This window comes from Paraburkholderia adhaesiva, assembly GCF_021390575.1.
Classification (GTDB): Bacteria; Pseudomonadota; Gammaproteobacteria; order Burkholderiales; family Burkholderiaceae; genus Paraburkholderia; species Paraburkholderia adhaesiva.
Genome location: NZ_JAJEJQ010000003.1, coordinates 816,982 through 829,987, shown reverse-complemented (window position 1 = coordinate 829,987; position 13,006 = coordinate 816,982). Strand labels below are relative to the sequence as shown.

Here is a 13,006-nt window from a genome sequence, read left to right as displayed (position 1 = left end):
AACTAAATTTCTAGGGATCTTGGAGCTAAATCCGCATGGTTCTTGCGGTGCAAGTTGCTGGTCGATTTAGTTCCAAAAGCATCTGCGTGGGAAGAACACACTTGACGAGCTAAACGACCGTGGCACAAAAAACGTTGAGATTAGCTCCATTATCCGCGCACTTGCGAGGAATTTAGTTCCATTTTTTCGGAAATAAATTTCGCTGATTTGTGCGGCTCCAATATTAAGCCGGTGTGGCTGCATCTAATCGGGACTGCTTCAGTCAACGCATCCGCGCTTTTTTGGAAAGCTGAAATTGCCTTTCCGCCGGCTAAATCATTGAGTAACGCCGTGTCTGTTGGCGTCAAGGTGTAGTGGTCAACTAATCCCGGACACTGCGTTAAGTTTTTCTTCCGCAACAGCCGGCGCCAGTCCGTCATTGAACTGATGCGGCCGTATCCAGTTGTAACGGTGCATCAGGTAGTGGCTGATATCCCGGTGTGCTTCCTGCGTCGACGTGTACCCCACTGACGGCAGCCATTCCGTCTTGAAGCTGCGGAACAGCCTTTCCATCGGGGAGTTGTCCCAGCAATTTCCACGACGGCTCATGCTCTGCTGAATCCGATAGCGCCACAGGCGCTGACGGAATTTCCGGCTTGCATACTGGCCGCCTTGATCCGAGTGGAACAGCAAGCCTTGCGGACGACCACGCTGCTCATAGGCCATCTCCAACGCCTGCACGACCAGATCGGCATCCGGGCGTGTCGAGAACGCCCAGCCAACAACCCGACGCGTGAACAGGTCGAGCACTACGGCCAGATAATGCCAACGGCCCTGCGCCCAGACATAGGTGATGTCACCACACCAGATCTGATTCGGCGTACCAACCTCGAATTCACGATTGAGATGATTCGGGATATCGATCCGCTCGACCGTGGCCTGCTTGTAGGCATGGCGACCCGGCTGCTTGCAGATAAGCCCGAGTTCTTCCATCAGGCGGCTGACCTTGAAGCGGCCAATCACCGTACCTTCTTCGCGCATCATGCCCATGATGCTGCGGCTGCCGGCAGAGCTTCGACTCTCGACGAACAGCTCGTGTACCCGGCTACGCAGTGCCATGCGCTCGGCGTCAACGCGCTGGGCGCGCTCCCGGTACGCATACAGGCAGGATCGCGATACGTCGAATACCGCGCAGATCAGTTCGACCGATTCGCTTGCGCCAATCTGATCAATTACTTCGTACGTTCGATGCCTTCCGACATCAAGAGCGCGGTAGCCTTTTTTAAAATGGCCTTCTCACGCTCGAGGCGTTCGATACGCGCCTCGAGTTCCTGAATACGCTGTTGATCCGGCGTGATTGCCTTGCCCTGCGGCGTGACGCCCTGGCGTTCCATCTGAAGTTGCTGCACCCAGCGACGCAGCACCGTCTCGCCGACACCGACCGAGCGGCTTGCCTCCATATGGCTATAGCCCTGGTCGAGCACCAGACAGGCGGCTTGCTGTTTGAACTCCGGGGAAAACGTACGTCGTTGCTTGCTCATCAGACACCTCTTCATGGCGACCATTCTCGCCTAAATCAGTGTCCGGATTCATTAGACCACTACAAGGTTCCAGGATCGCCGTGATAACGCCCCTTATCACGGAGAGCACACCCTTGGTGGGTTGATTTTCGTGACACCGCAAGCAACCCCGCGCCCGTCCCTATCGCGTCGCCTCATTCATCCCGGTTGGCAAGGGCGCACCAAGTCAGCACTGCCGGCGAATGCAGATCACCTACTTCCGCGATCGGCCAGGAGCCGCTATTCACGTGCGTTGTCTGTTGGACCTTCAGACGTCACCTTTGCTCCAAAACCGGCCATCGGCCCATCAAAGACGAACGCTTCTTCAGCGGCCGTAGTCGATGTTCGGTATCGAACCCAATCGAGGGGCAACGAGTGACTGCTTCGGGCTGTCACTCGATTTCGAGTAGGCCCTCGTACTTCTCGTATGGATATCGCAAATCGACAAAGTTCACCGAAAGTCCCGCAAGTATCGATGCGGGTCGCCGGTGAGTCCCGACGGATGTCCTAGACGGTCTGTTGCCGAGCGCACCAGGACTTCTTTCGTGGGCTCGGTCAAGGTCTGGAACAGCGCATCACAGTTGTGCCCCCGTGCGATTTTCACGTCACATCCTGAAGCAACACGTGCACCGGGCAAAATTGCGGCATTCGTCCAAACTCCGGGTGCGACAGTGAGCGATTCAGATGTTCGGTTTTATGGTGCCGATGTTCTCCTCGATCGTCTGATCCACGCACAGCGCGAGGTCATATTCTTCTTCGGGTCCGCGCTTACGATGCCCGAATCCAAGGACGCACCCGGGGTTCCCAACGTCGCTGGCGTGATAGCCCTTGTCGAGGACGCGTTACGTGACTCTCCGGACGTTCTCGCACCCGATCATAGTTCCAAAGACCTTGGTGAAGTATATCGAAATGCTTTCGCTGACCTTCAGGCGCGCCGCGGCCAGGACGTAGCCAACGCGGTCATTCGACGAGCAGTACTCCAGGCACGTAATCCGCCTACCTCCGGTCCGTCGGAAGGGGAAATTGTAAGCTCTTCCGATCCAAAGGCTTTAGGTGCGCTAGACGACGATATCAAAGGATGGCACCTCCGTCCTTCGATAGTCGCTCTTGGAAAACTGCTCGCAAATCGGCCTGGGTACATCGGGCGGACAGTACTGACCACGAACTTCGATCCGCTCATTCAGATTGGTGTCCGAGCCGCTGGCGAGACATATTTCCGAACAGTGCTAAGCGTTGACGGGACAATCGGTCAATCGCAAAGCCCGGGGGTTGAGGTCGTCCATTTGCACGGATACTGGCATGGCTCCGATACGCTTCATGTGCCGGCGCAAATCGGGCAGCCCAGACCCCAGTTGAAGCGCTCACTTGAGAGGCTGTTACAGAACCGGACCTTGGTAGTAATGGGTTGCGGTGGTTGGGACGATATCTTTATGTCATGTCTGGCCGATCTGGTGACGGATCCAAGTCTGAATCCAGACGTGCTCTGGGCATTCTACGAAACGGATTCGGCCAAAATTCGCGAAACGTATGGCCACGTCTTAACCAAGCTTGCTCCTGCGGTTGCTCGCTCTCGGGTGCAGTTCTACACCGGAGTCGACCTTCATGCGCTCTTCCCTCAATTATGGGATCGGTTGAAGGGTTCGCCTGACGCGGAAGACCAGCGAAACGTCAATGAACTAATGGAGCGACTTCAGGACCTTGATCCCGAGCTTCGAAAGGAAGTGCTGGAGCGAACGGATCCCGCGCTCATGCATAGGGTTGAGGAACTCAAAGCTCAGCAGAGCGCACTTGAGAGGCAATTGCAAGACGCTGAAGACGCGTCGCGAGAGCGAGTCAGTGAGCTTGAAGCACATGCTGTACGTCTCGGATCTGACTTGCAGCAAGCGCAATCAGCACTGACGTCGACGCAGCTTGCATTATTGAGTGCCGCTGTGAAGGATGTATCGTGGCTGACGGCTATTCGGACTCGCATGATGCCGAAACAGCCGGGGCGCGTGCCGTTCCATCACTCGAAGGAAGTCGCTCTGCGAGGCTACAAGGCGTCTGCGGGCGGACAGCGTGTCGTCCCTCTGTTGCGCGAGGTTAGTTGGTCGCGGGTGCCAGATACGGAGAACGGATTGCATCGCGGTTACAAGGCCGCAATAGTATTTAAGGGAGAGGATTTCGTACCTGGGGTCGTCGTCACGTACCGCCGTCGCAACGAAGGCGGCGAGAGGTGGCCGCGCAAATTCGGACAGTCGGATAAGTGGTTTGGCCGGGGCCTGAGCCAGCGATAATGCTGGCAAAGGAACCGAGGAAATGACGAAGAGAACCCGACGGACGCACTCAGCGGCGTTCAAAGCGAAAGTGGCACTGGCAGCGGTCAAAGGTGAGCGCACGCTGGCCGAACTGGCACAGCAGTTTGATGTACATCCGAACCAGATCACGGAATGGAAGCGGCAGTTGCAGGAGCGTGCGGCAGACGTGTTTGGTGCGACAGGTGCACCGTCGAGCGATCCGCCGGTGGACGTGAAAACGCTGCACGCGAAGATCGGGCAGTTGACGCTGGAGAACGATTTTTTGTCAGGAGCGCTCGGCAAAGCCGGACTGCTGAGCGCAAAGCGATGATTGACTGTACGCATGCGCTGCCGGTTTCGCGACAGACGCGACTGGTTGGCATCGCGAGATCGAGCGCATATTACCGGGCGCAGCCGGTCAGCGAGGTCGATCAGTTGCTGATGCGGCGAATCGACGAACTGCACATGGAGTTCCCATTTGCAGGGGCGCGGATGCTGGCGCGCCTGTTGCGCCGGGAAGGCCATGAGGTGGGTCGCCGTCGCGTACGCACGCTGATGAAGCGCATGGGCGTCGAGGCGCTGTACTGCAAGCCGAACACGAGCCGCCGCAACGCGCAGCACAAGATCTGGCCGTACCTGCTGCGCGGCATGAAGATCGAGCGTGCCAATCAGGTGTTCGCCCTCGACACGACGTACATTCCGATGGCGCGCGGCTTCGTGTACCTGACGGCAGTGGTGGACTGGGCGAGCCGCAAGATTCTCGCGTACCGGGTCGCCATCACGCTGGAAGCCACGCACGCCGTCGAGGCGCTGGAAGAGGCGTTCGCCCGCTACGGACTGCCCGACATCGTGAACACCGATCAGGGTAGCCAGTTCACGGCGGGCGCGTTCACCGAGGCGGTGCTGAGCCGGGGCGTGCGGCTGTCGATGGACGGCAAAGGGGCCTGGCGCGACAACGTGTTCGTCGAACGGGTGTGGCGCAGCATCAAGTACGAAGAGGTCTACCTGAAAGCGTACGAGTCGGTCAGCCATGCCCGGCGCTCCATCGGCGAATACGTCGAGCTGTACAACCGGAAACGGCCCCATTCGAGCCTGGCGGATCAGACCCCGGATGAGGCATACTTCGCGACGCTGCCTGCGATCAAATCGGCAGCATGATTGCCTCGGACGTTCCACTTAAAAATCTCAGATGACTGTCCGAACGAGTGAGGCCACCTCTGCGTTCGTAACGCGAACGAACATCTCCATTGGCAGCTCCCGACCATTTATTTCGGCGACTACTTGGAGCTGGCATCAAGCGATAGCGAGCCAGAGGCTCAATTGAGCTGGCGTGGATACGAATTTCAGTTGAAAAACCCGGAGGGGCACGTCTCTGAATGGGTTCTGTTCACATTTCCATTCAATGATGTTGAGCTTGAGAAGATGAGAGTCGAGTCCTTTCAGCAAGGTGCGACCCTGCTTGATGCGGGGAAGGCAATTGACGCGGTCGAGCCACTTCGAAAAGCATACATATTTTCGGACCGGATGTATGGCCAGCAGGCCGAAGAGACAATTGTGAAGAAGGCGCTGTGGGACCGCGCGATACACGAGGCTGCTCTGGCGAAATTGCGCTTTCGCGTTGGCGACGCACTGCGAGTCAAGGATGGTCCCCACGCAGGGGTATCGGGCTCCGTTGAGAGGCTTTTGCTACGACATGTTCATGCTTATCTCATCACACCAGCAAATGGCGGGGAGCAGATCCAGGCGTCCGATGCACAGGTCGAAAGGGACGTTGCCGGCGAGGCTTGTACATCCTGAAGAGAGAATATTTGCTACGAGAAGCGTGCACTCGGAAACGGCCTACCATTGAATGGCATGGGTGACCGCTTTGTCCGAACTCCCGTCTTCCAATGCGACTGCACGAACGTCCGTTGTACCTTGGAAGCCACCCGATTTGTCGCGTCGGGTCGACCGGCCGCAGTGGGTCGGTCAGCGACCAGTGGCAGATGCACACACTTGGGTCCGTGCATGCCTTCGCGTCGTCACCCACGCTTCCAGCATTTCGCCCCAGAAGTCTGAGCCGACCGATTCCCAATACCGACCGCCTAGCGGGCGAAAGGGATCAGCGTGAGCGTAGCCGCGTCGCCGCAATCCGGGCACGACAACTACGGGTGATATTGCAGCTTCCCTACCGCTGGCCTGCAGGAACAGCCATTTCAACGGCCTTTGATCGCATGGCTAGCCGTGCCACACGCCGCCCGCCTCTGCATGCGCCGCAGCGATCACGCGTTCGAATTGCGTGGCCAGCAGGTCAAGCGGACGTCTGCCGTCGAGCCAGCTGTTGACCGATGCAAACCAGAAAGCGAGGTGCCAGCCGTCCTTCGTGTCGCCAAATGCGCGCAGGACATCGGCAAGTGCCGCCACCGGCTGGTACTGGCGGTCAGGATCGAGCCCGTAGGAGGGAAAGTGCTCGCTCTGGCCGTGCCTGACGGAAAAGATCTCGCCATCCTGTTTCCAGCGATCCGGCCGCCCACGAGGACTGCCGGCATTCGGGCTGGCGCGTCTCGAGACCTGTTCCGCCGTCAGCCAGTCGCATGCCTGGAATGCCGCCAGTCTGGTCGCCTCCAGCATCGAAACCTCCTTTTGGCCGGCAAGCCCGCTTGACGCACTGCCCGAGTCATCGGGGCCCGAATCATTCATGCCAACCTCCGCTTGATGAAAACGTCGTAGACGCGGGCCCGTCAGCCCGCCACGCATCTATCCGTGTCGGATGCAGGTCAGACCCTCCCGTCACGTGCGCGTTGCCCCCGTGACATCAGCGATAGCCGTTGAGAAAGTCGAACCAGTCGTGTGCGTAAGCGCAGCCGAGATCGGGCATGCCCAAACCGGTGAGCTTCCGGTCGAACAATCTTTGGGTCGGTTCGGGGATTTCATCCAGACGCACGTAGCGAAAGCCTGCTTCGCTCGTGTAAACCGTCACCTCCGGTTTCACCGGTTGCAGTCGCAACGATTCGTTGTCCCGCTTCAGTGCAGCGGCAGGACAGCGAGCGGCGGGGTCCCACACGCGCCCCGTCCATCTCGGATAACTGCGCACGATCGCCCGCTCGCCTACCTCGCCGAGTACCGCATCTCTCATGGCGACCCGGTGATCCGCGAGTGGCCCGAGCGGCCCCTCGCTCACCCGCGCGATATCAGCCGTCGCGATGACGCACTTTTCCCTTTCCCGTCCCCGGGGCGACAACTCAATGGTGACGCGAAGCATCCGCCTCTCCTTTTTGGTGACCTTCCCTTCCAGGGCCACAGTCCCGAGGATGTGCTTCGAGAAGCCTGGTACATGCACCGCGGTCGCCTGCGCCCTCGCCCAACACTCCGTCCCGGTGCATCCGGAGAGACAGCAGAACTCCCGGTCAAAACTTCCGGTACTTTTCGAGTGGAAACCCATGTTGCTGCACGTAAGCATTGGAGGTTTCGATGGCTTCCGCGTTCTCCTTCAGCTATACCTCGGCATGTATTTCGGCCGCGACCCAGGCCTGCTTCACTCGCTTGCGACCTCGCGAGGCCAGGCACCTGCGCTTCACGCGGGATATCCCCGCCCAACGGAGTCTTCGCCGCTTTCGCCTGAGTACCTGCAATGTTCATTGAAAGGATGCGTGCGTCGAACCGCGAAAACGTGGCTCTCCCGCATCCATGTCCGCGGCATTCATCCGGCAAAGGCGTACGCATTGGCCCGCGCGTCATGCAGCGCGTGGTGCTTGCCGCCATGGCGGGCGTAGAAAGCGGCGCGCCGCTCGCGGTCGCAACGGCCCGCGATGTTCTCGATCCGCCAGCCGCGCGGCAACGGGCCGCCCAGCAGGAACCGGAGCAGGTTCAGGTCCGTCTCGTCGTCATAGCAGAGCACCGGCCCGGTGTCGCCCGGCACGCTCACGAGCCACGCGCACAATGCCTGGCGCAACGCGGCGAACGGCATTGCCCGCCCCTCGAACTGGCCGAGCTGCGGTAGCACCACGGCACGGACAAAGTCACTGCACCACGCCGGATCGAAGTCGGTCCGCTCGCCGTAGAACTCGTCGCCGCTCGCTCCGACGATCGCGAGACTGATCAGCTGGCACCGCCGGAAATCCGTGAATTCCGTGTCGACGAAATAGCGACTGATCCCACCGGCTGGCGACGCGGCCGGTAGTGGCCAGCGCAACGCACCGTGAAAGCGTGTATCCGTCATGTTCCGTTTTTCTACCGTTTGCGGACCGGCGACCTGCAGCCCCGGGCACTTCCCGTCCCTTAGCGGCACGCGCTTGCCCCGGTCTCCCAATGTCGCCGGTCCGGGAGCATCCTGACCGTAGCTCAAACCCGCGCCATCAAAACCCATCGACGCGATACCCCTCAGGGTGCCTAGTCATCTTCCACCGGCACGCCCGCGCTTGTGAACTTTTCCGACTGATGGGAGCGCCCATCCTGGCGCTCCCCGCGGCTCCGCCACAGCGGCCCGGCGAGCACGCTCACATGCTCGGGAAACGGCACGGTGGCCACCTGACGCGCCTCATCGCGTGTCGCCTGCGCGAAACGCCACAGCCGCGCACGCAGCACTTCGAATGGCTCGTCGGGAAGCGGCACCGGTCGTCTGGGCCTGCTCATGTCAGTCCCTCGCAACGCCGCGCCGGCCGTGACGGCTGCGCGCTGGCCGCGATAAGCGGCGGATTATCACGGCCAGCCCACTTCAGGCCGGTGCATCACGGCAAGCCGCGCCTGCAGTTGCGCGAGGACCGCCGGATCGCTGATGCCGAGCACGGGATCAGTGTGCAGCAGGTGATCCCGGCAGGCCGCCGGCCAGCCCGCATCATCGTCGTCGAGCGCGAGCCATGCTGTGGGCTGGCGCCGGCACACGTCGCCCCAGACCTGCACGCCACGCGGCACGGACTGGAACCACGCCGGATCCATCCGGCCGTGGAAGGTCGCACCGACCACCCGGCGGCGCAGTTCCGGCGGCAGGCGGCGGGCGACCTTGCTGACGCTGCGGAACACGCGCACCCAGCTTGTGGACAGCACGATGCGCAGCTCCGGGTACGGCTCGAGGCAGCGCGCGAGCAGCGCCGCGTGTTCAAACAGTGCATGGCCCGACGGGCTCGCGACATACGGTCCGGTGCGCGGCCGGCGCCAGACGTCCTCCGGATGAAGCACCCCGTCAAAATCAAGGTACAGCACGAGGCCGCCCGGCCGGCGCGGCCGCATGGCCGGCTCCTCAATGGCCGTGCGCGCCCCCGGGTCCAGATGCGTGTCCACAGCCGGTCCGGGTCAGGAATGGACCGGTGTCGCTGGCGCCTTCGCGCGCCAGAGCCGCCTGCCTCGCGCCGCGCGCGTCGCCAAGGCAACCGGCACGGAGAACGTGCGCCCCGCTGCCGTCGTGAAGCGGGTCACCGTTACCAGCCGCTCGCCCTGACTGTACTGTTCGGGCTCGGTGCCCCCCACCCGGATCTCGCTCAGCGGATCGAGCCTCCACCGGTCAACTTCATGCGCGAATTTTGTGCTCAGCACGGCAGCACCGCGGAGAACGACATCCCTGCCGACGAACTGCTCAAGGTGTGGCGCCGTCGCGGACAGATCGAGCATCACGATCGTGGGAACCACCCGCGAGCGAGCCGGCGACACCCGCAGGATCAGCACGTCCCGCGGAATCAGCTGCTCGATCGCTGTCCACGCGGTCGCGCCTTCGGGCTCGCCGAACGGCAGTGCGTAAGGCGGCAAACGATTTCTTTCACTCGTCACAAACATATAGCTACTACCTCAAATGCATTCGTTGCCAGCGCGCCACCCGCCGGATACGTGTTCCCTGCCACGAAATCCGCCGACGGCCCCGCAGAAAGACGACCTCCGCAACCTGCGCTGGCCGGCGACACTTGCCGCGCGCGCAAGCAGGCCGTGATGCCCGCTCCCGCGTTAGCCATGACCGACTGAAGCACGCGGCGGTTTCGCCCCGACTCCGAATCACACGCCCAAACTCAAAATCTATCGGCAATCATCCAAAATGGGTCGTAAATGCCGTGGCCAAATGACCATCATACCGCGACCATCACGGGATGCAACGGGTATCGGTCAAAATGGACGACGCGGGACATCTGGCCGCCATTGGGGCGACGGTTCGTGCTCGTCGGCAGGAATTTGGCGTCTCCCAAGAGGCCCTTGCCCACGCGACCGGAATCGACCGCAGTCATATGGGGAAGATCGAACGAGGGGAACGCAATCTGTCCATCCTAAACCTCATTCGAATTGCCGACGCTCTGGAGATTTCGCCTTCGAAACTTCTCAAAAGCGCGGGTCTTTGAGGCGGAATCCATTGACCGATTGCAGTTTAGATCGATGGCCTATTCGGCTCCGACCCACTGCAGGCATCTGATGATGCTTATAAAGTCCGAAGTCGTTTTAGCGACGGCGCAGCACCGCACCTCTCCCCGAGAAGGACTGCAGGGCGTCCGGAAGATTTTCATGCCTCAATCTTCAGGTCATGGATGCGCTCATCTCAGATGAGAAGATCCGTGCATCATTTAGTTTGGAATGCGTATCAAAAATTCGGCAATTATATTTATGTAAAATTAAGTGCACAAAAGAAAACCCACCTTCGCAGTGGGTTTCGTCACAGGTGCAGCAACTCAGACTTATATCGCTTGCGACGAGCAACATCAGTGCGCTCCAAGTGCGGCGATCATCGCGCTCACGAGCGACGCATCCTGTCCTGGACATTCGAGCTCAATCACTACGCCGTTGGGCAATGTCGCCGATATGCGCGCCGCCGACGCCGGTTGTGCCAGCGAACGTGCCAACCCAGTTCGCGTGGGCGCTGGCGATGTCTCAGGATTTTCGGGGGACTTTCCTGCGCGATCGACGCGACCGCGTCCTCGAGCCTTACCACCGGGACGAATGCTGCCGGCTCAACCTCGGTTGCGTTTACCACGATACCAGCCTGTCGGGCGGCATCGTAGCCCTTGATCCATCGCCACAGCGTAGGCCGCGCTGAACGCGTTTTCGGTGAGGATGGCGTGCAGGGGCTTCGTGCCGCGTGCGGCGTGGATCGCATCGACCAGATCGAAACATCCGGCCACCTCGCCACCGGGCGAGTCGATATCGAGCACGACGGCGCGCACCGTGTCGTCGGCGAGCGCCATCGCGAGATTCGCGTGGATGCCGTCATAGCCCGTCATGCCCGAGTACGGGTGCAGCGTGCCGAGCTTGGCCACGAGCGTGTCGTGGATCGGAATGAGCGCGACGCCCTCAATCACTTCGTAGGGCCGTTCCTGCGCCGGTTCGCCTGGATCGTAACGACCATCGAGCAGCACGATTTCGCCATCGGTGCGAAGCACGCGCGTGAGGCCGAAACGATTCGCCAGCGCAGCCATGACGATTCCGAGCTTGTCAGGCGTGATGGCAAGCGGCACGTTAAATAGACGCTTCGACAGATGAGCGTGATCAAGCATTTCAGAATTGCGAACCAAATTTTAACGATTCTTAATGCTGGCGGGTTACCTGCGTTGATAGCATCGCTACCCATACAGTGTCAGGATTCTTTGGGTCCATAAAGGTCTCGACATCGCTGTATTGGTGCGGCTTTGAACGCAAGGACACAGGTGAGCTTCTTTTATCCGCATTAATTACTCCGGTAGGTGAGCCCCACCTTTTTACGCGCCCAACAGGGCGCTTTTTTTCTTCATTTCATGGCATCCCGCGCGTAAATGCCAGTCCATCCTTGCAGGTGTTGTTACTTCCCCTACCCGGCCAGTGAGAACCCGACAGCCTTACCTTAATCATTTGCGGCCTGCAAATGTGTAATTGCCTCAGAAAAGGAACGTGCAAAAATGAAAATCAAACTCAATAAGACCTTGCTTGCTGTTGCCGCACTTGGCGCATTCAGTGTTGCAGCACACGCGCAAAGCAGCGTCACCCTCTACGGTTCGCTGGACGCTGGTATCGCGTATGTAAACAACGCGGGCGGGCACAGCGCGTGGCTTCAATCGAGCAGCCTGCTTTCGAATACCTATTTCGGATTGAAGGGCACTGAAGACCTGGGTGGTGGTTTGAAGGCGATCTTCAGACTGGAATCGGGTTTCGATCTTTCGAACGGTGGATTCAACAGCAACGGCTCGATGTTTAACCGTCAGGCTTATGTTGGTATCCAGAGCACGCAATACGGTACGCTGACGCTCGGCAAGCAATACGATTCCGTAGTTGACTACCTCTCGCCGCTGTCGTTGGCGGGTCAGGCAGGCGTGGTGAATCTCGCGGCGCATCCGTTGAACAATGACAATATCGGCGCGCAATACTCCATCAACAATTCGATCAAGTACGAAAGCGCCAACTACTCCGGCTTCCACTTTGGCGGTCTGTACGGCTTCAGCAACGACGCGGGCCAGTTTTCGAATGGCCGTGCCTGGAGCGTAGGCGCGGGTTACTCGGTGGGACCGTTGACGGTCGCTGCTGCGTATGACCAGACGAATACGGACCTCAACGCCGCGACCAATGCAAGCGCTGCGGCTACGGTGCCGTTCGGCGGCGACGTCAAGCGCACCTTCGGTGTCGGTGCGAACTACGCGTTCGGGCCGGGCACCGCAGGTGTGCTCTGGACACGTACCCGCATTCAGGGATCGACGTTCGGCGTGAGTGGCCTGAATGCGCGTTTTGACAATATCGAGGTCAATGGCACATACAGCCTCACGCCGGCACTCGCGGTCGTTGGCAACTATACCTTCACCTACGGCAAAACGACTGGCGCGGGATCGACTTCCAGCGATCCGAAATGGCATTCCGCAACCCTCGGCGTGGACTATTCGCTTAGCAAGCGAACGGACGTCTATGTAGCGGGCGCCTATCAGCACGCCTCGGGCAATATCTACAATGACGGTACAGATGTTATTGCCAACTCGGCCAGCATTGCCGGCCTGTTGCCTGCATCGACCACGCAGAACCAGGTTGCTGCAACGGTCGGTATGCGCCATCGCTTCTAAGTCTGGAACGACGTAAGCAGCATGCGCCACCGTTTCAGCGGTGGCGTTTTCGTTTTTGATACTCTTGAATATTGCACGGATGTTTTCTGATGCCGGGTAGGCGAATGTTGCCGTTGCGTTGATAGCGTATCGCACCGAATACGACGGATCCCTTGGGAGTTTTGGAAATTCGCTGATTTCTAGTGCTTTCATGCTTTAGCTCCGCACTTGCGCTTCGCCCGCTTTA

The 13,006-nt window shown here is 59.8% G+C and carries 14 protein-coding genes; 5 read left to right on the top strand and 9 right to left on the bottom strand.

Annotated features, from left to right (window positions below; translation table 11 throughout):
* Positions 1–357: 357 nt before the first annotated feature.
* Positions 358–1,520 (bottom strand): IS3 family transposase gene (locus L0U80_RS27690; RefSeq protein WP_233862016.1). Its coding sequence is split into 2 segments (ribosomal slippage): positions 358–1,265 and positions 1,265–1,520, totalling 1,164 coding nucleotides; the frame shifts between segments, so codons are not numbered across the junction.
* Positions 1,521–2,083: 563 nt separating this feature from the next.
* Between L0U80_RS27690 and L0U80_RS27685 the strand changes: the two genes are divergently transcribed.
* The 3 genes from L0U80_RS27685 (at position 2,084) to L0U80_RS27675 (ending at position 5,611) form a co-directional block, all read left to right on the top strand.
* Positions 2,084–3,814 (top strand): SIR2 family protein, encoded by a 1,731-nt coding sequence (locus L0U80_RS27685; protein ID WP_233873606.1) that lies wholly within the window; start codon positions 2,084–2,086, stop codon positions 3,812–3,814.
* Between the two features lie 22 nt (positions 3,815–3,836).
* Positions 3,837–4,972 (top strand): IS3 family transposase gene (locus L0U80_RS27680; RefSeq protein WP_373322092.1). Its coding sequence is split into 2 segments (ribosomal slippage): positions 3,837–4,092 and positions 4,092–4,972, totalling 1,137 coding nucleotides; the frame shifts between segments, so codons are not numbered across the junction.
* 123 nt (positions 4,973–5,095) lie between these two features.
* Positions 5,096–5,611 (top strand): hypothetical protein, encoded by a 516-nt coding sequence (locus L0U80_RS27675; protein ID WP_233873603.1) that lies wholly within the window; start codon positions 5,096–5,098, stop codon positions 5,609–5,611.
* 420 nt (positions 5,612–6,031) lie between these two features.
* Here L0U80_RS27675 and L0U80_RS27670 read toward each other — a convergent pair whose 3' ends face one another.
* From L0U80_RS27670 to L0U80_RS27645, 7 genes are all read right to left on the bottom strand, one after another.
* On the bottom strand, positions 6,032–6,493 hold the full coding sequence (locus L0U80_RS27670; RefSeq protein ID WP_233873600.1) for a hypothetical protein: 462 nt from the start codon (positions 6,491–6,493) through the stop codon (positions 6,032–6,034).
* A gap of 115 nt (positions 6,494–6,608) precedes the next feature.
* Positions 6,609–7,055 carry a hypothetical protein gene (locus L0U80_RS27665; RefSeq protein WP_233873598.1) on the bottom strand — a complete coding sequence of 149 codons (447 nt, stop codon included), beginning with the start codon at positions 7,053–7,055 and terminating at the stop codon, positions 6,609–6,611.
* Between the two features lie 145 nt (positions 7,056–7,200).
* Positions 7,201–7,287: a type II toxin-antitoxin system CcdA family antitoxin gene (locus tag L0U80_RS31865; protein ID WP_373322322.1), complete on the bottom strand. Its 87-nt coding sequence runs from the start codon at positions 7,285–7,287 to the stop codon at positions 7,201–7,203.
* A gap of 206 nt (positions 7,288–7,493) precedes the next feature.
* The gene (locus L0U80_RS27660; RefSeq protein ID WP_233873595.1) at positions 7,494–8,012 is read right to left on the bottom strand and encodes a 3'-5' exonuclease family protein; all 519 of its coding nucleotides are present in this window, start codon (positions 8,010–8,012) and stop codon (positions 7,494–7,496) included.
* A 170-nt stretch (positions 8,013–8,182) separates the two neighbouring features.
* Entirely contained in the window at positions 8,183–8,425 is a 243-nt protein-coding gene (locus L0U80_RS27655; RefSeq protein WP_233873592.1) for a hypothetical protein, read from the bottom strand.
* 66 nt (positions 8,426–8,491) lie between these two features.
* Positions 8,492–9,070, bottom strand: coding sequence for an HAD domain-containing protein (locus L0U80_RS27650; protein WP_233873589.1), 579 nt, complete (start codon positions 9,068–9,070; stop codon positions 8,492–8,494).
* Positions 9,071–9,082: 12 nt separating this feature from the next.
* Positions 9,083–9,559 carry a hypothetical protein gene (locus L0U80_RS27645; protein WP_233873586.1) on the bottom strand — a complete coding sequence of 159 codons (477 nt, stop codon included), beginning with the start codon at positions 9,557–9,559 and terminating at the stop codon, positions 9,083–9,085.
* 305 nt (positions 9,560–9,864) lie between these two features.
* Here L0U80_RS27645 and L0U80_RS27640 point away from each other — a divergent pair, with 305 nt between their 5' ends.
* A complete protein-coding gene (locus tag L0U80_RS27640; RefSeq protein ID WP_042261664.1) occupies positions 9,865–10,110 on the top strand; it encodes a helix-turn-helix domain-containing protein in 246 nt (81 codons plus the stop codon).
* A 603-nt stretch (positions 10,111–10,713) separates the two neighbouring features.
* On the opposite strand, the gene L0U80_RS27635 is transcribed toward L0U80_RS27640, so the two are convergent.
* The gene (locus tag L0U80_RS27635) at positions 10,714–11,256 is read right to left on the bottom strand and encodes a Clp protease/crotonase-like domain-containing protein (RefSeq protein WP_233873584.1); all 543 of its coding nucleotides are present in this window, start codon (positions 11,254–11,256) and stop codon (positions 10,714–10,716) included.
* A 378-nt stretch (positions 11,257–11,634) separates the two neighbouring features.
* On the opposite strand from L0U80_RS27635, the gene L0U80_RS27630 reads away from it, so the two are divergent.
* Complete coding sequence (locus tag L0U80_RS27630) at positions 11,635–12,780, top strand: porin (RefSeq protein WP_233873581.1); 1,146 nt, start codon at positions 11,635–11,637, stop codon at positions 12,778–12,780.
* The last annotated feature ends 226 nt before the right edge of the window (positions 12,781–13,006 follow it).